Source organism: Duganella sp. BJB1802, from assembly GCF_013369445.1.
Lineage (GTDB): Bacteria > Pseudomonadota > Gammaproteobacteria > Burkholderiales > Burkholderiaceae_D > Rugamonas > Rugamonas vulcania_A.
The window spans coordinates 33,909-53,504 of the sequence record NZ_JABWEF010000018.1; the positions used below are offsets into that span (position 1 = coordinate 33,909).

Sequence of the window (19,596 nt, forward strand, 5' to 3'; positions counted from 1 at the left end):
AAGGCGCACAAGCGCCGCATACGGAGACTCCATGACACCAACCGCACCAGCAAGCGGGCATTCCTACCGGTTTGCCTTTGTGATGATCACCACGCTGTTCTTCATGTGGGGCTTCGTCCATAATCTCGACCCGATTCTGATTCCTCACCTGCGCAAGTCCTTCAGCCTGACCGTGCTGCAATCGGCGCTGGTGGATTCGGCGGTGTTCATCGCGTACTTCGTGATGGCGCTGCCGGCCGGCCTGTTGATCCGCAAGGCCGGCTACAAGAACGCCATGCTGACCGGCCTGGCGCTGTTCGCCACGGGCGCGCTGCTGTTCATTCCGGCCGCTGACACCCAGCGCTACGTGTTCTTCCTCGGCGCGCTGTTCATCATCGCCTGCGGACTGACCGTGCTGGAGACGGCGGCCAATCCCTACATCACGCTGCTGGGCCGTCCCGAGCACGCCACCCGGCGCCTCAACCTGGCGCAATCGTTCAACGGCCTGGCCGCCACGCTGGCGCCCATCGCCGGCGCCCGCGCCATCCTGGTCGGCGGCACCAGCGACGCAGAGCTGCAGACCATGTCCGACGGCGCGCGCCAGGCGGTGCTGGCGGCGGAGGCGGCCAGCGTCAAGGGCCCGTACCTGCTGGTGGCACTGGTGATCATGGCCATCGCGCTGGTGTTCTACTTCCTCAAGCTGCCGGCCACCACGGCCGCCGCACACAACGCGCCCGCCAGCGGCGCCATCCTGCGGGCGCTGCGGCGCGCGCCGATCCGGCGCGCCGTCATCGCCCAGTTCTTCTACGTCGGCGCTCAGGTGTGCGTGTTCAGCTTCTTCATCCTGTACGCGTCCAAGGCGGCCGGCATCTCGCAGATCAAGGCGGCGGACTACCTGGGCTGGGGCTGCGGCGCCGCCTTCGTGGTCGGCCGCTTCGCCGGCACCTGGCTGATGAAGTACATCGCGCCGGCGCGACTGCTGCTGGCCTATGCGCTGGCCAGCGTGGCCTTGTCGGCGCTGGCGATGTTCGCCAGCGGAGCGGCCAGCCTGGCGGCGGTGATCGGCATCGCCTTCTTCATGTCCATCATGTTCCCCACCATTTTCTCGCTCGGCATCGGCAACGCCGGCGCCGACACCGAGATGGGCAGCAGCTTGATCATCATGTCCATCGTCGGCGGCGCGGTGCTGCCGCTGATGTTCGGCGCGATCAGCGACATCACGCACAACCTTCAATTCGGCTATGCCGCACCCTTGCTGTGCTTCCTCGTGATCGCGTGGTTCGCGCGGGCGGCGCTGCGGGAGGCGCGGCAGCCGGCCGTCATCACCTCGACTGGGAGTATCGAAACATGTTTGAATTAACGGGTAAACGGGCCGTCGTCACCGGCGGCGGCAGCGGCATCGGCGCGGCCATCGCCACGCTGTTCGCGCGCAACGGCGCCGTGGTGCACATCCTCGACGTCAGCGAGGCCGCCGGCGCCGGCGTGGCGCGTGCCATCCGCGAGGAGGGCGGCCAGGCCACGGCGCATGGCTGCGACGTCACGCGCCAGGCGCAGGTAAGGGCGCTGTTCGAGGAGATCGGCGCGATCGACATCCTGATCAACAACGCCGGCATCGCCCACGTCGGCAAGGCAGATACCACCGGCGAGGAGGATTTCGACCGCGTCATCAATGTCAACGTCAAGGGCGTCTACAACTGCCTGCACGCGGCCATCCCGCAGTTGCGCAAGAACGGCGGCGTGATACTCAACATGGCGTCGGTGGCGGCGTGGGTGGCGGTGCCGGAGCGCTTCGCCTACTCCACGGCCAAGGGCGCGGTGATGGCGATGACGCTGTCGGTGGCCAAGGACTACCTGGCGGACGGCATCCGCTGCAACTCGATCTCGCCGGGCCGCGTCCACACGCCGTTCGTCGACGGCTTCCTGGCCAAGAACTACCCCGGCCAGGAGGCGGAGATGTTCGAGCGCCTGTCGAAAACGCAGCCTATCGGCCGCATGGCGCGGCCGGACGAGGTGGCGGCGCTGGCGCTGTATCTTTGCAGCGACGCGGCGTCCTTCATCACCGGCAGCGACTACCCGATCGACGGCGGTTTCATCACGCTCAACGCCTGATCCGGCGCGGCGTCACTGCGGGTGGGCGTGGTTCTCGCGGTGGTGCAGCGCATTGAGCATGGTGGAGCGCGACGAATGCAGGTGCTCGCGCATCGCCGCCATCGCGGCCGGCACGTCGCCCCGCACCAGCGGGCGCAGGATGGCCAGGTGCTCCTGCACCGCGTGCTGGTTGCGCGGCAGCTCGTCGCGCTTGTCCCACTGGTAGTGGTAGTGGTACACCATCGACACCGCCTCGTTCAGGTTTTCGGCGAAGCGGTTGTCAAGGAGGCCGATCAGGAAGGTATGGAACTCGCGGTCGAGCGCGGGGAATTCGACATGGCTTTCGGCCGATTCCTTGCCCAGCGCCTCGTGGCGCGCCAGCAGCTCGCGCAGGCGGGCGAAGGCCGGGTCGGACGGCGGCAGGGCGGCGATGCGTTCGATCGCCTTCAACTCGAACATCTCGCGCACCTCGCCCAGTTCCTCGGCGAACTTGGTGTCGAAGGCGCACAGGCGCCAGCTGCCGCGCGGGGTTTTTTCGATCAAGCCGTTGCGCGAGAAGCCGATCAGGAACTCGCGCACGGCGATGGTGCTCACGCCGGCCGCGCGCGACAGCTCGACCTCGGTGAATTCCGCGCCGGGCGGCAGGTCGCGCTCGTAGATGCGCTCCATCAGCACCTGCTGCAGCTGTTCGGTGGCGCTGTGCAGTTCGGCCACGTTGAAGTAGTCGCTGGGCTTGGGCTTGCGCAGCAGGTAGCGTTGCTTCATGCCGGCGATCAGGCCATGCTCGACCAGGTGGGCCAGCGCGCTGCGCACCGCCGTGCGGCTGCTCTCGACGATCTCGGTCATCCGCATTTCGGTCGGCAGGGCGTCGCCCACCTTCAGGTTCTGGGCGGCGTGATCGAGCAGCAGGTTGATGCTGCGCCGGGTGGTGATGGGAAGCTTGGCCATGGTGGCGGCGAACAGAGTAAAAGTGGCATTTTACCTTTTTATCCAATCAAATGAAGGAGAAACGATGGAACGCATGGGCATGGTGATCGGGATCGTCCCCGAGAAGATCGACGAATACAAGGCCTTGCACGCGGCGGTGTGGCCGCGGGTGCTGGCCACGCTGGCCGCGGCGAATGTGCGCAACTACTCGATCTTCCTGCGCGAGCCGGAGAATCTGCTGTTCGGCTACTGGGAATACCACGGCAGCGACTTCGACGCCGATATGCGCGCCGTGGCGGAGGACCCGGAGACCCAGCGCTGGTGGACCTTCTGCGGCCCGTGCCAGCGCCCGCTGGCGAGCCGCGCGGATGGCGAGCATTGGGCGATGATGGAGCCGGTGTTCCACGTCGACTGACGAATACACCAACCACCATCCTCAGGCGCCGGCGGCGAGGGCCGCGCCCGACCGGCCGTCACGGCGCCGGCTTGCGTTCCGGCGCCATGAAGGCCACGCCCTCCTCGAAGGAGCGCAGCACCACGTCCACGTGGGGCTGGACGGCGGCCAGCTCGGCGGCGTTCTCGTCGAACAGCGGGCGTATCGTCGCCAGCAGCGTCTGCGGCAGCGCTGCGCGCAGCTCGGCCACCGCCGCCGTCCACGCGGCCAGCGTGTCCTGCAGCGGAAACGGAATGAAGACGGTGGCCAGCAGGCGCGCCTTGTCCGGCCCGTGCTCGTCGTAGGGCAGCGGCAGCGTGATGCTGCGGGCGTCGATGCCGGCGCCGCGCAGCGCCCGCACCAGCAGCTCGCTGGCCAGTTCGTCGCGCTCGGCCGCCAGGCCGGCGCACAGCACGATCGGTGCAGCGGCGCGTCGAGCGAGCCTTGCCAGCGCCCCAGGCGCGCCTCGCGCAGCGCTGGCGCAGGTGGGCGCCGACGTTGGCGTCGAGCGGGGAGACGTGGCGCCGGCGCCGGCCGCGCGCCGCGACGCCGGCCGGCGCCAGCGCCTCGGCCACCTCGGCCACGGTGCGGCGCGGCTGCTCGCCGCTGGCCGGCGGCGATGTGCCCGGCGCGCAGTTCGGCCACCGTCGCCAGCGCCAGGCCGGGCAGCAGGATGTGGTCGCAGTAGCGCGCGAAGCCGGCGCGCCGCAGTACGGGCAGGCGTCGCGCACGATGGCCAACGGTCTCGCCCGACAGCGCGCGCCGGTAGAAGCGCTGCGCCGCGCTGACGTCGGGCGCTCGCCCAGCAACACCGACAGCGGCTCCAGCGCCCGCACGTGGCGGCCCGCCACCACCAGGCACACCGTCAGCGGCGTCGAGATCAGCAGCCCGACCGGTCCCCACAGCGAGCCCCAGAACAGCGCCGAGATGATCACCGCCAGCGGCGAGATGCCGGTGCTGTGGCCGTACACCTTGGGCTCGACCAGGTTGGCGACGATCAGCTCCAGCGCCGCGAACAGGCCCAGGCAGGCCAGCGCCGTGCCCCAGCCCGGATCGACCGCGGCGGCGAACACGGCGATCAGGGCGCCGCTGCCCAGCGCGCCCAGGTAGGGCACGAAGCGCAGCACGGCGCTCAGCGTCCCCCACAGCACGGCGTGCGGGATGCCCAGCAGCGCCAGGCCGGCGCCGATCGCCAGGCCGAAGGTGGCGTTGACCACGAACTGCGAGAAGAAGAAGCGCGCCACGCCCTGCGCGGCGTCGGCCAGCGCGCGCACGGTGCGGCTGGTCTCGGACTGGCCGGCCAGCCGGATCAGGCGGTCCTGCAGCGACTCGTGTTCCATCAGGATGAACAGCAGCAGCACCAGCACCGCGCCGGTCTCGCCCAGCGGGCCCCAGGCGGTGGCCAGCAGGCGCCCGATGGTGTCGGTGGTGGACGGGCGGGCGGCGCGGATCTCGACCGGCACCGGCTGGCCGGAGGCGGCGGCCTGCGCCAGGCGCTGTCCGGGGTCGCCGTCGAACGACAGCGGGCCGACCGCGTTCAGGCCGGCCTCGAACCAGGCGAAGGGGCGCTCGGCCAGCGCGCGCAGCTGGTCGGTCTTGCGCTGGATGGCGGCCTGGTACTGCGGCAGCTCGGCCGTCACGTTCATCAGCTGCACCGTCAGGATGGCGGCGGCGCCGGCGGCGACCGCCCCGGCCAGCGCCAGCGCCGCCAGCAGCGCGGGCAGGCGGCGCAGGCCGCGCCGGTACAGGCTGTGGATCAGCGGCGCGATGATCAGGCTGAGGATGACGGCCAGCGCGATCGGCTGCAGCACCGCGCGGCCCTCGCGCAGCAGCAGTAGCGCGCAGGTGGCGCCGATCAGGGTGGTGGAGGTCGGGCGGGCGGGTGTCTGCATGGTCGGGCGGTGGCGGTCGGTAGGGAATCGCCGGATTGTATCATAATGTACGACATGTCATTATGAATCGGCGGCCGCCGCCGGTTTGATTGACCGACTGTCATAATGACGATATACTCAATATGAAATCGCCGGCGCCGTGCCGGCCGTGCCGTCTATTGAAAGGAAATCGTATGTCGTCTTCCACCCTCCGGGGGCGGGCGTGAGGCTGCGCCGGGTCTGGCTGGGCCTGTCCGCGCTGGCGCTGGCGACGGTGCTGCTCAACGTGGCGCTGGTGCTGCTGATCCAGCGCGCCCACACGCAGGCGGTGGGCGCCCAGGCGCAGCGCCAGCTGGCCCAGGGCCTGACCGCCGAACTGCAGCAGGAGGCCGAGCAGCTGGCCAGCCTGGCGCGCAGCTACGCCGCCACCGGCCAGCCGCGCTACCTGTGGACTGCTACCGCGACATCCTGGCCATCCGCGCCGGCGAAAGGCAGCGCCGGACGGCCTTCCAGCCGGCCACCTACTGGAAGGAGGTGATCGCCGGCGAACGGCCGCACCGCCTGCCGGCCGGCGGCGCGCGGCGCTCGGTGCGGGCCCGCATGCGCGAGCTGGGCTTCGGTGCCGACGGAATTCGCCGGACTGACGCCGGTGACGGCCATCGCCGGCGCGCTGCGGGGCGATCGAAGCAGGCCTTCGACGCGGCCCAGGGCTGGCGGCGGACGGCGCCGGCCGCGCCGGCGCGCCGCGTCCGGCGCAGGCCGGCGTGCTGCTGTACGGCGCGGCGTACAACCGGCTGCAGGCCGAGGCGGCGAAAGCAGGCCGGGGCTATTGGCCGCCGCCACCGGGCTTCCGCACCGACGCCGCCGTGCGCGCGGCGCAGGACCAGCTGCGCCGGCTGACCGAGGCCACTGGCCTGCCTGCACAGCCAGCGTGGCGCTGGTAACGCTATTGGCCACGCAGGTGATGCATCGCCAGGTGCTGCGGCCGCTGCGCCGGCTGTCCTCGGCCGCCCGCGCGCGCTGGCGGCGAACTACGCCAGCCGCGTCGGCGCCGGGCCGCTGGACCACCGCTTCGGCGCCCAGGAGCTGGTGGCGCTGGGCCGCACCTTCGACGGCATGGCGCGGGCGATCGAGCGCGACCTGCACCAGCGCGCGGCGGCCCAGCAGGCGCTGGAGCAGGCGCGCCAGCAATCCGAGGACGCCACCCGCGCCAAGTCCATGTTCCTGGCCAATATGAGCCACGAGATCCGCACGCCGATGAACGCCATCATCGGCATGACCTGCCTTGCGCTGCGCACCGAGCTGACGCCGCCCCAGCGCGACTACGTGGACAAGGCCAACCACGCGGCCACCGCGCTGCTGGGCATCATCAACAACGTGCTGGACTTCTCCAAGGCGGAGGCGGGCAAGATGGAGCTCGACTGCGCGCCGTACCGGCTGGAGCAGGTGGTCGGCAACGCGCTGGCGCTGGTGCAGCTGCCGGCGCTGGACAAGGGGCTGGAGCTGGTGCTGGACCTGCCCGACGACGAGCTGTTGGACGAGGGCGCCATGCTGGTGGGCGACGCCATGCGGCTGGGCCAGGTGCTGACCAACCTGCTGGCCAACGCCGTCAAGTTCACCGAGCGCGGCGCCGTGCGGCTGTCGGTGCGGGTCGAGCGGCGCGATGCGCGGGGCGTCGACCTGCGCTTCGAGCTGAGCGACACCGGCATCGGCATGGACGATGCCCAGCTGGCGCGGCTGTTCCAGGAGTTCGCCCAGGCCGACGGCTCGACCACGCGCCGCTACGGCGGCACCGGGCTGGGGCTGGCGATCGCGCACAAGCTGGTGGAGTTGATGGGCGGGCGGATCTGGGCCGAGAGCGCGCCCGGCGTCGGCAGCAGCTTCATCTTCACGCTGCGGCAGGCGTGCGCGGCGGGCGGACCGGCCGTCGCCGTCCCGCGGCCCGCCGTGGCCGCGCCGGTCGCGCCGCCCGCCGGCCCATCGCCGGCCGCCGGCCCGCCGCCGGCCGGCTGGCAAGGCACAGCTGCGCCAGATGATGGACGCCTGCGACGGCGAGGCGCTGCCGCTGTCAGGAGCGCTGCAAGGCCGGCGGCCATGCTGTGGGGCGCGCAGGCCGCGCGCCGCATCGGCGTCGCCCTGGCACATTTTGAATTCGACCGGGCGCTCGCCGAGCTGGCGGCGCCCCTCCGCACTGAAGGCTGAAACCATGAACACCCCAGCCGCCGCCGCGCCACCGTGCTGGTGGTCGACGAAACCACCCCATAATCTGAGCCTGCTATCGGAGCCTGCTGCGCGACAAATACCGCGTGTTGCTGGCCAGCTTGGCGGCGCCAAGGCGCTAACTGTAGGGCGAGCGCCCCGCGCTAATCCTGCTGGACGTGATGATGCCGGAGATGGACGGCTACGAAGTATGCCGCCGCCTGAAGGCGAAGCCGGGCTGGCGCAGGTGCCGGTGCTGTTCCTGACGGCGCGCGCCGGCATCGAGAGGACGAGGCGCGGCCTGGCGCTGGGCGCTGTCGGCTTCATCCACAAGCCGATCAGCCCGCCCATCGTGGCGGCGCGCATCAGAGCACAGCTGGAGGTGCGGGCGTGGCAGGACTTCCTGCACGACCGGAACGACTGGCTGCAGGCCCAGGAATCGCAGCGGCTGGCCGAGATCCACCATTGCAGGACGCCGCCATCGACGTGATGGTGTCGCTGGCCGAGTTCCGCGATGAGACCACCGGCAGCCACGTGCGCCGCACCTCGGAGTACGTGCGCCTGCTGGCCGCTGCAGCCTGGCCGCCAGCCGCGCGACGCGCCGCGCAGCTGACGCCCGAGACCATCGGGCTGATGGTGAAATCGGCGCCGCTGCACGACATCGGCAAAGATCGCCATCCCCGACCACATCCTGCTCAAGCCAGGCAAGTTCGAAGGAGCCGGACGGAAGTGGGCCGTCATGCAGACCCACGCGCAGCGCAGCCACGGCATCCTGCGCGCGCCGGCGACCAGATGGGCGTGCGCGGCCGGTTCCTGGCGACGGCCATGCAGATCGCCGGCAGCCACCACGAAAAATGGGACGGTTCCGGCTACCCGGAGGGCGCTTGCCGGCGAGGCCATTCCGCTGGCCGCGCGCCTGATAGCCGTGGCCGACGTGTTCGACGCGCTGGCGCGCCGCCCGTACAAAGGCCGATGCCGGCCAGCGTCGCCGCCGGCATCTCGCCAGGGACGCGGCACCCACTTCGACCCGTGAACGGACGCCTTCCTGCCTGCTGCCACCGGTTCGAGCGGGTGGCGCTCCGGCTGGCCGACGCCGCCTGATCGCAGCCCGCTCACCACAGCGATCCAGCCGGACCTGCGTGAAGGTTCCCGCCGCGTTGCGCGAGGCGGTGGTGGCGATGTACTGCCGTCACCACCGTGTCAGTGGGCGCGATCTTCGTGGTGAAGAAGGCGCCGGTGTTGGTCGAGCTTGGAAGCGGCTGGTGCCGAAGCGGATTGTGGTCATCGTCGCTGGTACTGGCGCAGGTGGATCGCGTGCAGCCCGACCACGCCGACCGGCGTCTTGTAGCCGGCCGCCAGCTCCGCAGCCCAGTTACCGCTGCGGAGCTGGTTGTCGTGGTTGCGGCTGTTCAGGCCCAGCGACGGCAGCGGCCACCGCCACGTCGAGCGTCGGCAGACCAGCAGTTGCAGCGTGGGCCGCAGCGTGGTGTAGTGGCCGGTGCCGATGTGGGCGCCGGGCCGCTGTCATGCTTCCGGTCGGCAGGATCACCGAGCCGCCCGCCAGCACCGCACCCGTTCCCCCACATACAGCCAGCCGTTGCGGCTCGATGCCCGTCGCCGATGCCGCTGAGCGTTCCGGTGGCGTCGGCGCCTTCCGCCGCCAGCGCGCCCTGGTACTGCGCGCCGAACTGCCCCTGCACGGCGGCCTGGGTGGCGGCCGGCACCGCCGGGTTCCACTGCAGCGCCGGCGTCGGCGCACCCGCCACGATCGATTGCTGCTTGCGCGCATACGGCAGGTCGACCACGAAGGCCAGCCGGCCGTCCCGCGTAGCAGTCGGTGGTCAGGTGATAGGCCAGCACCATGTCCGAGCGGGTGAATGTGCCGGTGCCGTCGATGGTAAGCGCGGTTGCCGGCATACGAGGATACAGCGCCGGCGGCGCAGCAGCGCAGCAGCAGCGCGCCGCCGGGGATGGGCTGGCCGAGCTTCTGGCCGTCGTCGCCGATCACCTTCTCGACGCGGATGCGGGTGACGGCCAGCGCGCGCCGGCCCAGCCGGTCTGGTCGGGCGGCGCGAACAGCTCGCCGCCCAGGCTGCCGGCGAGGTTTGTAGCGCGGTTCAAAGCCTTCGGCGCGCGGGCCGCGCCGCCGGCCATGACGGCAAACGCCGCGAACGCCGCGGGAGCAGGGGGTATCGATCGGGTCATGCTGTCTCCTTTGTGGTGTGCTTCGATGATTTTTATAATGACATGTTAGTCATCCTGAAAATGATGTCAATCAATTTTCGAAAAGCGTCCAAAAAATCCCGCCGCATTGCTGCGGCGGGACAAGCACCCGGTGCGATGAATCACTGGTGGGGCCGGGGAGGAGTTCGATTTGTTTAGCCGGCGGCCCCAGCAAGGCCAGGGCGGTGCCGACGATGTCGTCGACCTGTTCCAGCGGGCCGTGGTAAAGCACCGATGCGGTCAACCGCACCACGGCCACCCAGCCGACCAGCCGCCGCGTTCGGCACCAGGCAGTCGGTCATGTCCTCCCACGAATCGGCCGCGCGCTGGCTGGCCGCGATGGCGCAGCTGCACGACCGCGGCCGCCGGCGCGCTGCCAGCGCTCACAGCGCCGGGCTGAGCGCGACCACGCGTCGCAGCCAGAAGCCGATCAGGTTCAGGTGCGGCCCCAGCGCGTCGTCGCTGGGCGGGCAAAAGCGTGGCGGTGCCGCTGCGCACCAGCCTGCGGCGGCAAGCCGCCGCGCACCAGGCGCGACCGGCCCGTCCAGCTGGAACAGGCCCCGTCCGAAACGGTTCTGCGGCCCGATCTTCCGGGTCCTGGAACCGGGCGCGCGTCACCGGCAGCCGCTGCAGCAGCGCCATCAGCCGTGCACGCCCAGCGCCGCCAGCGGTTGGCCGGCATCCCACCAGCCTGCCCATCAGCGGCGCCAGCTGGATGATGGACTTGGCGTGCGGACGGCGCTCGGTGTCGTAGCTGTCGAGATGGCCGGCGACGCCCGCCCGTGCACCACCACGCCAGCTTCCAGCTCAGGTTGGCCACGTCGCAGGCCGGCCACCAGGCCCTGGCCCACGAACGGCGGGTTGTGATGTGCGCGGCGGCGTCGCCCGCCAGGAACCGCGCCCGCGCGAAGCGCTCGACGATGCGCGCATGGAAGCGGTACACCGCCGTGCGCTCCACCGTGACCAGATTGGTGTCGCACCACGGCGCCAGCAGCGCGCGGATCTGCTCGGCCGTTCCATCTGCTCGCGGGTTTCGCCCGGCGCCAGCTTGAACTCCCAGCGCTGGCGCCCGCGGCGCCACCATGTGCGGCGTCGGCCGGCGCCGGATCGCAGATGAATTCGATGTGGTCGATCGGATCGGGCACGCCGATCGCGTCCACCACCAGCCAGTCGCTGAAGGTCTTGCCCTCGAAGCCCAGGCCGGCGCGGTGGCGCACCGGCGAGCCGGCGCCGTCCACCCCACCAGGTAGCGCGCGTGCACCGTGGCCGGCGTGCCGTCAGCCGCCTGAGGTCTTGACGGCCACGCCGTCGGCGGTCTCGGCGTAGTCCAGCATCTCGGTGCCGAGCGCGGTCTGCACGCAGGCATATTGCGCCAGCCGCTCGCGCAACACCAACGCTCGAGCTCCCGGCTGATGAAGGTGACCAGGCGCGGATGGCCGTCCAGGTCGCCGGCGGTGTTGTACGCGTACGGTCGAACAGCGGCGAGTGCATCTGCACCTTGGAATGGCGTGCACCGCGAACGCGCGCCTTCCTCAGGCCGGCCAGCTGCAGGATGCGCAGCGCCTCGTTGTCGAGCGCGATGGCGCGCGGCATCGTGAACACCTCGGTCGCCTTGTCGATCGCCAGCGTGCCGCGTACGCCGGCGGCCCAGCAGGTTGGCGGCGGCCGCCGACGCCGGCCCCAGGCCGATCCAGCAGCAGCACGTCGACCGACTCCGGCAGGGCTGTGCTAGGCGCAGCTCATGTTGGCTCCTTTCCGCCCGCCGGCGCCAGATCGACCGGATAGCCGTAGCGGGCCAGCGCCGCGCCCGGGCCTGCTTTCGGCCTGCGGCGCGGTCACATCGACCACCGCACCGCGCCGCGCGCCGGCTGTCGGCCCGCATCGCGACGCCGGCCGCGATGCAGCTGCTCCAGCTTCTGGCCGAACACGTGGGCGGCGGCGCGCATGCAACTCGGCCTTGGCGATCTTGCCGATCGCCGTCAGCGGTATCTGCGCCAGCAGCTCGGTACGTACCGGCGCGGCGGCCCGTTCGGCCACCAGCTCGCGCACCTCCGCCAGCAGCTGTTCGGCCGCGATCGTGGCGCCGGCCTTCAGCATGACGTAGGCCACCGGCAGCTCGCCGGCATGCTCGTCCGGCGGCCGACCGCCGCCGCCTGCCGCCACCGCCGGATGGCGCAGCAGCGCGTCATGGCCGGGTCGATATTGTGGCCGCCGCGGATGATCAGGTCGCCCGGCGCGCCCGGTCAGGTGCAGAAAACCGTCCGCGTCCAGGTAGCCCGGAGTCGCCCGTGTTGAGCCAGCCCGGCGCCAGCCAGATGCGCTGGTTGATCGTGCGCGTTCAGGTAGCCAGGGGAACACGTTCCGGCCCGGCGATGCCGATCACGCCCACTTCGCCGGCGGCGCAGGCGGCGCTCGCCAGGCCTGCGCCGTCCACGCGCCGCGCCTGCAGCGACTGGTGCGGCGGGCACGGCCGCACTGCCGGCGCGGTGGCGCCGCCCGGTCGGGTTGACGCTGGAGGATCACGGGCGCCCTCGGTCAGGCCGTAGCCCTCGCACAGCCAGGATGCCGGCGGCCGCCTCGAAGCGGCGCGCACCTCGGCCAACAGCGGCGCCGGCGCCGCAGAAGGCGTGCCCTGGCGAGGATATGTCGGCGCCGTCAGCGCGGCGCCAGGTTGGCCAACGCCGCGAAGATGGTCGGCACGCCGCTGAAGGTGGTGGCGCGGAAGCGCTCCACCAGCCGCCAGAATTGCGGCAGCACGTCCTTGCCGCGATAGCCCTGCGGCGTCAGCATCACCACCTCCCAGCCGCCGTGAAAGGCGGCCAGCCCGGTCACCATCGCGCCGTTGACGTGGAACAGCGGCAGGCCGCACAGCACCACGTGCGTGCGCGGCTCCAGCGCGCCCAGCATGCAGGCGACGAAGGTCTCGTTCAGGTGGGTGTGGATGGCGATCTTCGGCAGGCCGGTGGTGCCGCCGGTGTGGAAGTAGGCGCAGCGCTCGGCGCCGTCGATGACGCGGCCCGACACCAGCCGCTCCGGCGGCTCGGCGCGCAGCGCGTCGTCGAACAGCACGATGCGCAGGCCGTCGCGCCGCGGCTTGGGCGCGGCCTGGTACAGCGCGTCGAGCGCGGCGCGCGTGGCCGGGTCGAGGCAGGGCGACGGCGCCACCACGAACAGCGTGCGCAGCGACGGGCAGCGCTCGGCCACCGCCACCGCCTTGGCCCAGATGTCGCTGTCGGGCGCGGGCGCCAGCGCCACCAGCGCGACGGCCCCGGTGGCGTCGACGATGCCGGCGATGTGCTCGACGTCGAGCATCAGATTGACCGGGCTGGCGATGCCGGCCGCCTGCGCGCCCAGCAGCGCGTAGTGGGTGGCGGGCGGGTTGGGCGGCAGCAGCGTCACCGCCTGGCCGGGCGCGACGCCGGCGCAGTGAAGAAACCGTTGGCGGCGCGCGTCACCTGCTCGTGCAGCGTGCGGTAGTCGACGGCGTATTCCGGCGCGTCCGGCGCGCCGGTCGGCACGAAGCGCAGCGCGGTGCGCTGCGGATGCCGCGCGCAGGCCTGGCGCAGCAGCTCGTAGGTGCTGCGGGCCGGCAGCCGCTGCTGCCAAGGGGTTTGCTCATAGGCGATCAGCTCGTCCAGCGAGCGGATGCCGGCGGGGGTAGGGTCGGACATGGATGGTCTCCTTTTTTTTGGTTTAAAAATGATTGGGCAACAGCACGGCGCGGCCGAGGCGGCGCTCCTCGACATGGGCGTGCGCGGCGGCCACGTCGCCCATGCGGAAGGCCTGCAGCGTCGGCGCCACCTTGCGCGTGACCGCGTACTCGGCCAGCCAGTCGAGCGCGCCGTGGTCGGGCCGGAACACGGTCCACGCGTAGCGGCCGCCGGGCGGCGCCCCGGCCGCGCTGCGCCGCTTGCGCAACAGCGCCGCCAGCGCGCCGCCGGCCAGGCCGTAGCGGTCGATCTGCGCCAGCAGCGGATGCACGGTGGTGGCGTGGCCCAGCGCGTCCGGCGCCAGCCGCGCCACCAGCGGCGCGTCGTCCTGCCAGTGCGCGAAGTTGAGCGTGGCGGCGAAATGGCGCGGCAGCCGGTCCAGCGGATGCAGGCGGCGGTCCAGCACCAGGTCGGCGCCGGCCGCGCGGCAGGCCGCCAGCCCGTGCTCGCCGGCCGTGGTGGTCACGTGCGCGCCCAGCTGCTTGAGCAGGGCGATGGCGATCATGCCCAGCCCGCCCGACCGCCGTGCACCAGCACCGTGCGGCCCGGCGCGCGAAAGCGCAGACCGAGCCGGCGCCGGCCAGCGCGCGGCACACGCACGGTCAGGAAGTTGTACGGCAGCGTCGCCAGCTGGACCGGAGCGATGCGGGCCGGCTGCGCCAGCAGGTGGCGCGCGTCGACCGCCACGTGGCTGGCGTGGGTGCTAAATGGCGCGGCACAAGCAATGGCGCCGGGCTGCGGCGTCGCCCTCGCGCCAGTTGGCCACGCCGGCGCCGACCGCGCACACGGTGCCGGCGAAGTCGTTTCAGTACGGCCGGGCGCCGCGCCCATCAGGCCGAACGGCTTGCGGCCGTAGCCGGCGCGCCGGCGCACGTCGATCGGGTTGATCGACGCCGCCGCCACCCCGCACCACCACTTGGCCGCGGCCGGGCGCCGGCGGCGGCGTCTCGCGCTACGCGCGCACGGCCGGTGGACGTCGCCGAACTGCTCGACGACGGCCGCCATATGAGACGCGCTCGCCGCTACCGCAGTTCTGCCGCTGCTCGCCCAGGTCGAGCCGGCCGTCGTCGCTGCGGATGGCGGCGGTGACCACGTCGCCCGGCCGCAGGTAGGCCGGATTGTCCAGCCCCTTCCGGATGAACAGCCGCCATTTGGTGGCGTCCGACATGAAGTGCTTCATGATCCACATCACCAGCTTGCCCGGCGCGCGCGCGGCGCAGCCGGCCGGCGTGCCGGTGGCGATCAGGTCGCCCGGCTCCAGGTTGTGCAGGCCCGACACCTCGGTCAGCGTCTGGTGCGGCTTGTAGAGCATGTCGCCGCACAGGCTGTCCTGGCGCGGCTGGCCGTTGACCGCCAGCCGCATGCGCAGCTCCGGCCAGCGCAGCCATTCGGCCGCGTCCAGCAGCAGCAGGTAGGGGCCGGCCGGGCCGAAGGTGCGGTAGCTCTTGCCCTTGTAGAACTGGCCCTGCGGCAGCTGCACGTCGCGCGCCGAGATGTCGTTGACGATGGTGACGCCGGCCAGCCAGTGGTGCAGCTCGCCGCTGCCGATGGTGGCGGCCGCGCGCAGCGGACGCTTCATCACCAGCCCCAGCTCGATCTCGTAGTCCAGCAGGCGTACGTGGGCCGGCCGCACCACGTCGTCGTGCGCCGAGGCCAGCGACGATGGCGCCTTGGTGAACAGCGTGTTGAAGCCGATGCGGGCCGGGTCCATGCCGGACTCGCGCACGTGGCTGGCGTAGTTGATGCCCTGGCACAGGAACTGGCGGTCGCTGGTGATGGGCGAGAGCAGCGTCACCAGCTCCAGGTCGAGCAGCGCCTGCTGCGGTGTGCTGGCCTGGGCCGCCGCCATGCCCTCGTTGATGAAGTCCGCCGTGCTGGCGTAGCGCTGCGGCAGCGGCGCGATGCGGCCCTGGTGGACCACGCCCCAGGTGGCGTTGCCCTCGTGCAGAAAGCGGACCACGGTGATTGCCATATTGTTCTCCTGTCTTGAATGGGTGGGGATGAAGAGGCGCGGACTACAGCCACGGACGCGGGCGGCCCATGGCGCGCCCCAGCAGCTTCAGGCGGGCCAGCGAGAGCCGGCCCTGCCACAGCAGCCGCGCCACCTTGAACAGCGTGCCGAGGTCGCGCCGCACGCCCATCGATGCCGGCACGTCGTCGCCCCAGGCCCAGATGCTGGCCAGCTCCAGCGGCACGTAGTGGGTGGGATGGTCGGCGGTGAACACGTCGCCGTCGGTGTAGTGCTCGAACTCCATGCCGTCCGGGTCGTACCAGTAGTCGAACAGCTGGCTGCCCAGCACGTGGCGGCCGATGCCCCACATGTGGCGGTGGCCGTTGGCGCGCAACACGTTGTGGCCCTGGCCCAGCGCGTCCAGGTCGACCACCTCGTAGGCGCTGTGCTCGTACTTGTCCTCGATGCCGCCGGCCAGCACGAAGCTGTGGTGGTCGGCCGGCGCCGCGCCTAGGTCGAGCCGGAAGAAGCACAGCGTGGGCGTGCCGTCCTCCAGGTACTGCACGTCGGTGGGGATCAGGCCCAGGTGGCGCATATACCACTGCGCCATGTTGGCGAAATCGACCGTCTGCAGCACCACGTGGCCCAGCCGCGCGATGGCGGCCGGCTCCAGCGGCGGGCGCACGGTGGCGTTGATGCGCGGCAGCAGGCCGACGCTGTTGGTGTGCGGATGCAGCGGCGCGCGCAGCGGCAGCGGCGCCAGCGTCTGCTGACCTGGGCCAGCCAGCAGGTTGCCGGCCGGGTCCACCAGCTCGACGCCGCTGCCGCCGCCGGCGCCGCGCCGGCCGGCAGGCGGCGCACCGACCACCTGCGCTTCGAGCCGCGCCAGCCGGCCTCGCCGGCCACGCTGAAGGCCGCGCCCGTAGCGCGAGCGGCTCGCCACGCCGCGCCAGGTGGATGCGGGGGCGTCGCCGGCGCCGCGCATCAGCAGCCGCTCGCCGTCGCGCGCCACCTGCCGCATGCCGAAGTCGGCCAGGAAGGCGGCCGTCGCGTCCAGGTCGGGTTTTTCAAACATCAGGAAGGCCAGCGCCTGCGCCTTGACCAGCGCGGCCGGGCGCGGCAGTTTTTGCACCCCCGGCGGCAGCGCGTGTTCCGGATAGGCCTGCGGGGTGCGCAGCGGGGTGCGTTTCGATCCGTTCATCATGTCTCCTTGAGGACGGTGTCGCCGTGGCGGCGATCGGTTATGGTTTGAAAGTGACATTATCGTCAGAATGACTTTGATGTCAATGGAAATTTTCGTATAATCGAAGGCCAGGCGCGGCATTGCGCCGCACAGAACCAACTATGAATCCAGACGAGATACCCAACCACCGCACCAGGGTCGCGGCCGAACGCCGCGAGAAGACCCGCGCCCGCCTGCTGGAGAGCGCGCTGCACGTGTTTTCCCGCAAGGGGCCGCAGGCGGTGATCGACGACGTGATCGCGCAGGCCGGCATGGCGCGCGGCTCGTTCTACAACTACTTCCGCACCAACGAGGAGCTGCTGGCGGCGCTCGCGAGCGAACTGAACAACGAACTGATACGGGCCATCGACCCGCTGGTGCTGGGCCTGGACGATCCGGCCGAGCGGGTGGCGCGCGGCGCCCGCATGCAGCTGCACGCGATCACCCAGTTCCCGTACCTGGGCGCCTTCATCTCGCGCCTGCCGTTCCCGACCGCCAACAGCAGCCTGCTGGGCCTGCGCTTCCTGACGCGCGACATCGCGCACGGCATCGCCGCGCAGCGCTTCCGCCAGATCCAGCCGCGCGTGGCGATCGACCTGGTGGCCGGCGTGGTGCTGAGCGCGGCCTACGCGCTGGCCTGCGAGCCGCTGGCGGCCGACTATCCGGAGCAGAGCGTGTGCCAGATGCTGCAGGGGCTGGGGGTGGACGGGGCGGAGGCGCAGCGCATCGTGGCGCTGCCGCTGCCGGAACTGAGCTTGCCGGACAGCGCCATCTTGTTGCGCGTCGGGGCTGATTCCGCGTAGCGCGATCTGGTATGATCGCGGGCAGAGCCAACTGCCCGACGAGAAAAACCAGAATGCCAGCCGCCACCAAAGACACTATCAAAGCCGCCACCGACCACCGTCCCCGCGTCGCCGCCGAGCGCCGCGAGCGCATGCGCAAGCGCCTGATCGAAAGCGCCTTGATCGTCTTCGCCCAGAAAGGCGTGGGCGCCAGCGTGATCCCGGAAGTGGTGGCGGCGGCGGAGGTGTCGCAGGGTTCGTTCTACAATTATTTCCGCACCAACGAGGAGTTGCTGACGGCCGTCAGCGAGGAGCTCAGCAACGAGATGCTGCAGCTGATCGAGGGCGTGGTCGGCGCCATCGCCGATCCCGGCCTGCGGGTGGCCACGGCGCTCCGCTGCTACCTGCAGCTGGCGCGCGGCAACCGTCTGGCGGCGCGTTTCCTGGCCAGCGCCGGCATGCGCGTCGGCGGCGAGCACAGCATGGTGTACGACGTGCTGCCGCCGGACTTGGAGGAGGGCGCCCGCCTGGGGCAGTTCGACCCCGCCGCGCTGACGGTGGCGGTGGACGTCATCAAGGGCACGGTGCTGATGGCCATGCACCGCATGGCGCACGGCCGCATCGCCAAGGACTACCCGGAGCAGATGGTGCAGGCCATGCTGCGGTCACTGGGCATGGGCACGGCCGACGCGGTCCGCCTGACGGCTGTGCCGCTGCCGCGCCTTGCCATCCCGGCCGAATCGCTGCTGGCCCGCGTGCAGGCCCGCGCCGCCGTCAAGGCCGCCGAGGGCTGATCGCGCCGCGCGGCCGGCTACGGCGCCAGCGACGGCACGGCGGCCGCCATCTCCAGCCGGATCACGGTGTCGACCGCATCCCGCTCCCCGGCCGGCACCTCGACCGACACGCCGCTCGCGCTCTGCTCGACCAGCACTTTGCGCCCGTCCATGCGCGTGGCCGCGATGACGCGCTGCGCCAGCGGCGGCAGGTTCAGGCGCTGCCCCGGCCACGCCAGCACATGCAGATAGACATCGCGTCCCTTGACGGTTGAACCGTACACCCCGTCCACCGGCTGATAAGGCCCCGGCCTGGTATCCTGCAGACTGGCGCCGTTGCGCCCCATCCACGCGCCGATCGCGCGCAACGCCGCCACCTGGTCCGGCGGGACATCGCCATCCGGGTCCGGGCTCATGTTGACCAGCACATTGCCGTTGCGGATAGCCGCGTCCACCGCCAGCCGGATCACCCGCTCCGGCGCCAGCGCGCCGCCGCCCGGCGTGTAGCCCCAGGCCCGCAGCGACAGCGAGAACGTCTTCTCCCAAGGCTTGGCCCGCACCGGCCCGGTGATCGGCGCGTCGCCTTCCTCGGTATCGAAGTCCCCCTGCCAGCCCGAGCGCGGATTGATCACCACCTTCGGCTGATAGCCGCGCACCATCTTGTTGAGCACCTCCGGCTGCCAGAACCAGGCCGCATCCGCGTCCGAGCCCTGGTGCGCCAGCCAGCCGCCGTCGTACCACAGCACGTCGATCTGCCCGTAATTGGCCATCAGCTCGCGCACCTGCCCGTAGGCCTGCCGCTTCATCAGCGCCGCGTTGTCGGCCAGCTCGCGCGGCGCGAAATAGCCGGGGAAGCGCCAGTCCATCGGCGAATAATAGATGCCGACCTTGAGCCCCTGCGCGCGCGCCGCCCGCACATAGCCGGCGATGAAGTCGGTGTGGGCCGCCGAACGCATCGCGTCGTAGCCGCCGTAGCTGGACGGGCTGTCGAACATCGCGAAGCCGTCGTGATGGCGCGCCGTCATCACCATGTAGCGCGCGCCCGCGTCCCTGGCCAGCGCGGCCCAGCCCTCCGGCCGGAAGCGGGCCGGATGGAAGTCCTGCGCCAGCCGCGCATACTCGGCCGCCGGCACCTTGTCGTTGTACATATGCCATTCGCCCTTACCGGGCAGCGCATACAGCCCCCAGTGGATGAAGATGCCGAGCTTGGCGTCGCGCCACCAGGCCATGTCCTGCGCGGACAGGCGCAGCTCCGGCGCCAGCGAGCCCGGATCGGCCAGCGACTTGGCGGCCGAGCGCTGCTCGTCGGTGAGTCCGGCCTGGCCGAATGCCGGCTGCGGCGCGTGGGCCACCACGCAACAGGCGAGGGCGGCCAGCAACTGCAAGTAGGTGCGCTTCATATTTTCCAATCAAAAAACATTGTGATGACCGGCGATTC

The 19,596-nt window shown here is 71.2% G+C and carries 24 protein-coding genes and 2 pseudogenes; 12 read left to right on the forward strand and 14 right to left on the reverse strand.

Going from position 1 to position 19,596, the window contains the following annotated elements; translation table 11 throughout:
• Positions 1 to 31: 31 nt before the first annotated feature.
• Both fucP and HUX88_RS24570 read left to right on the forward strand, forming a co-directional pair.
• Positions 32 to 1,339 carry an L-fucose:H+ symporter permease gene (gene fucP / locus HUX88_RS24565; protein WP_229219516.1) on the forward strand — a complete coding sequence of 436 codons (1,308 nt, stop codon included), beginning with the start codon at positions 32 to 34 and terminating at the stop codon, positions 1,337 to 1,339.
• Positions 1,327 to 2,088 (forward strand): SDR family NAD(P)-dependent oxidoreductase, encoded by a 762-nt coding sequence (locus tag HUX88_RS24570; RefSeq protein WP_176363480.1) that lies wholly within the window; start codon positions 1,327 to 1,329, stop codon positions 2,086 to 2,088. Before fucP ends, HUX88_RS24570 begins: the two co-directional genes overlap by 13 nt.
• Positions 2,089 to 2,100: 12 nt before the next feature.
• Here HUX88_RS24570 and HUX88_RS24575 read toward each other — a convergent pair whose 3' ends face one another.
• Complete coding sequence (locus HUX88_RS24575) at positions 2,101 to 3,015, reverse strand: GntR family transcriptional regulator (RefSeq protein ID WP_176363481.1); 915 nt, start codon at positions 3,013 to 3,015, stop codon at positions 2,101 to 2,103.
• A 64-nt stretch (positions 3,016 to 3,079) separates the two neighbouring features.
• Between HUX88_RS24575 and HUX88_RS24580 the strand changes: the two genes are divergently transcribed.
• Positions 3,080 to 3,409, forward strand: a complete 330-nt coding sequence (locus tag HUX88_RS24580) for an L-rhamnose mutarotase (RefSeq protein WP_176363482.1) — start codon at positions 3,080 to 3,082, stop codon at positions 3,407 to 3,409.
• Positions 3,410 to 4,332: 923 nt separating this feature from the next.
• On the opposite strand, the pseudogene HUX88_RS32610 reads toward HUX88_RS24580, so the two are convergent.
• A pseudogene (locus HUX88_RS32610) lies at positions 4,333 to 5,319 on the reverse strand (AI-2E family transporter); the annotation flags it as partial.
• A gap of 202 nt (positions 5,320 to 5,521) precedes the next feature.
• Between HUX88_RS32610 and HUX88_RS24590 the strand changes: the two are divergent.
• The 6 genes and pseudogenes from HUX88_RS24590 (at position 5,522) to HUX88_RS33320 (ending at position 8,530) form a co-directional block, all read left to right on the forward strand.
• Complete coding sequence (locus HUX88_RS24590) at positions 5,522 to 5,836, forward strand: hypothetical protein (protein WP_176363483.1); 315 nt, start codon at positions 5,522 to 5,524, stop codon at positions 5,834 to 5,836.
• Positions 5,837 to 6,062: 226 nt separating this feature from the next.
• Positions 6,063 to 6,242 carry a hypothetical protein gene (locus HUX88_RS24595; RefSeq protein WP_176363484.1) on the forward strand — a complete coding sequence of 60 codons (180 nt, stop codon included), beginning with the start codon at positions 6,063 to 6,065 and terminating at the stop codon, positions 6,240 to 6,242.
• Between the two features lie 145 nt (positions 6,243 to 6,387).
• Positions 6,388 to 7,500: an ATP-binding protein gene (locus HUX88_RS24600; protein WP_176363485.1), complete on the forward strand. Its 1,113-nt coding sequence runs from the start codon at positions 6,388 to 6,390 to the stop codon at positions 7,498 to 7,500.
• 208 nt (positions 7,501 to 7,708) lie between these two features.
• Entirely contained in the window at positions 7,709 to 7,987 is a 279-nt protein-coding gene (locus HUX88_RS33020) for a two-component system response regulator (protein ID WP_301549491.1), read from the forward strand.
• Positions 7,987 to 8,385, forward strand: a pseudogene (locus tag HUX88_RS33315) (HD domain-containing phosphohydrolase); the annotation flags it as partial. The gene HUX88_RS33020 and the pseudogene HUX88_RS33315, both read left to right, overlap by 1 nt.
• Positions 8,386 to 8,431: 46 nt before the next feature.
• The gene (locus HUX88_RS33320; protein WP_373886836.1) at positions 8,432 to 8,530 is read left to right on the forward strand and encodes a hypothetical protein; all 99 of its coding nucleotides are present in this window, start codon (positions 8,432 to 8,434) and stop codon (positions 8,528 to 8,530) included.
• Between the two features lie 376 nt (positions 8,531 to 8,906).
• Here HUX88_RS33320 and HUX88_RS24610 read toward each other — a convergent pair whose 3' ends face one another.
• The 3 genes from HUX88_RS24610 to HUX88_RS24620 all read right to left on the reverse strand — a co-directional run bounded on the left by HUX88_RS24610 (position 8,907) and on the right by HUX88_RS24620 (position 9,970).
• Positions 8,907 to 9,302 carry a hypothetical protein gene (locus HUX88_RS24610; RefSeq protein WP_176363486.1) on the reverse strand — a complete coding sequence of 132 codons (396 nt, stop codon included), beginning with the start codon at positions 9,300 to 9,302 and terminating at the stop codon, positions 8,907 to 8,909.
• A 199-nt stretch (positions 9,303 to 9,501) separates the two neighbouring features.
• A complete protein-coding gene (locus HUX88_RS24615) occupies positions 9,502 to 9,702 on the reverse strand; it encodes a hypothetical protein (protein ID WP_176363487.1) in 201 nt (66 codons plus the stop codon).
• 70 nt (positions 9,703 to 9,772) lie between these two features.
• A complete protein-coding gene (locus HUX88_RS24620) occupies positions 9,773 to 9,970 on the reverse strand; it encodes a hypothetical protein (protein WP_176363488.1) in 198 nt (65 codons plus the stop codon).
• A gap of 1,182 nt (positions 9,971 to 11,152) precedes the next feature.
• Here HUX88_RS24620 and HUX88_RS24625 point away from each other — a divergent pair.
• Positions 11,153 to 11,452: a hypothetical protein gene (locus HUX88_RS24625; RefSeq protein WP_176363489.1), complete on the forward strand. Its 300-nt coding sequence runs from the start codon at positions 11,153 to 11,155 to the stop codon at positions 11,450 to 11,452.
• Here HUX88_RS24625 and HUX88_RS32625 read toward each other — a convergent pair.
• The 8 genes from HUX88_RS32625 to HUX88_RS24650 form a co-directional block, all read right to left on the reverse strand.
• Complete coding sequence (locus HUX88_RS32625; protein ID WP_373886833.1) at positions 11,449 to 12,078, reverse strand: hypothetical protein; 630 nt, start codon at positions 12,076 to 12,078, stop codon at positions 11,449 to 11,451. The genes HUX88_RS24625 and HUX88_RS32625 overlap by 4 nt on opposite strands.
• On the reverse strand, positions 12,059 to 12,196 hold the full coding sequence (locus HUX88_RS32630) for a hypothetical protein (protein WP_229219518.1): 138 nt from the start codon (positions 12,194 to 12,196) through the stop codon (positions 12,059 to 12,061). The genes HUX88_RS32625 and HUX88_RS32630 overlap by 20 nt, the downstream gene beginning before the upstream one ends.
• Before the next feature lie 179 nt (positions 12,197 to 12,375).
• Entirely contained in the window at positions 12,376 to 13,119 is a 744-nt protein-coding gene (locus HUX88_RS32635; protein WP_373886834.1) for an AMP-binding protein, read from the reverse strand.
• Entirely contained in the window at positions 13,116 to 13,391 is a 276-nt protein-coding gene (locus tag HUX88_RS32640; protein ID WP_229219519.1) for a hypothetical protein, read from the reverse strand. Before HUX88_RS32640 ends, HUX88_RS32635 begins: the two co-directional genes overlap by 4 nt.
• A gap of 22 nt (positions 13,392 to 13,413) precedes the next feature.
• On the reverse strand, positions 13,414 to 13,935 hold the full coding sequence (locus HUX88_RS24635; protein ID WP_176363490.1) for a hypothetical protein: 522 nt from the start codon (positions 13,933 to 13,935) through the stop codon (positions 13,414 to 13,416).
• Positions 13,932 to 14,303, reverse strand: a complete 372-nt coding sequence (locus tag HUX88_RS24640; RefSeq protein WP_217916434.1) for a hypothetical protein — start codon at positions 14,301 to 14,303, stop codon at positions 13,932 to 13,934. Before HUX88_RS24640 ends, HUX88_RS24635 begins: the two co-directional genes overlap by 4 nt.
• Positions 14,304 to 14,382: 79 nt before the next feature.
• Positions 14,383 to 15,402 (reverse strand): fumarylacetoacetate hydrolase family protein, encoded by a 1,020-nt coding sequence (locus HUX88_RS24645; RefSeq protein WP_176363492.1) that lies wholly within the window; start codon positions 15,400 to 15,402, stop codon positions 14,383 to 14,385.
• 43 nt (positions 15,403 to 15,445) lie between these two features.
• Complete coding sequence (locus tag HUX88_RS24650) at positions 15,446 to 16,582, reverse strand: VOC family protein (RefSeq protein ID WP_176363493.1); 1,137 nt, start codon at positions 16,580 to 16,582, stop codon at positions 15,446 to 15,448.
• A gap of 143 nt (positions 16,583 to 16,725) precedes the next feature.
• Here HUX88_RS24650 and HUX88_RS24655 point away from each other — a divergent pair, with 143 nt between their 5' ends.
• Together HUX88_RS24655 and HUX88_RS24660 are read left to right on the forward strand one after the other, a co-directional pair.
• The gene (locus HUX88_RS24655) at positions 16,726 to 17,406 is read left to right on the forward strand and encodes a TetR/AcrR family transcriptional regulator (protein ID WP_176363494.1); all 681 of its coding nucleotides are present in this window, start codon (positions 16,726 to 16,728) and stop codon (positions 17,404 to 17,406) included.
• A 53-nt stretch (positions 17,407 to 17,459) separates the two neighbouring features.
• Positions 17,460 to 18,179 (forward strand): TetR/AcrR family transcriptional regulator, encoded by a 720-nt coding sequence (locus HUX88_RS24660; protein WP_229219520.1) that lies wholly within the window; start codon positions 17,460 to 17,462, stop codon positions 18,177 to 18,179.
• A 17-nt stretch (positions 18,180 to 18,196) separates the two neighbouring features.
• Here HUX88_RS24660 and HUX88_RS24665 read toward each other — a convergent pair whose 3' ends face one another.
• Positions 18,197 to 19,558 (reverse strand): alpha-L-fucosidase, encoded by a 1,362-nt coding sequence (locus HUX88_RS24665; RefSeq protein WP_176363495.1) that lies wholly within the window; start codon positions 19,556 to 19,558, stop codon positions 18,197 to 18,199.
• Positions 19,559 to 19,596: the final 38 nt, after the last annotated feature.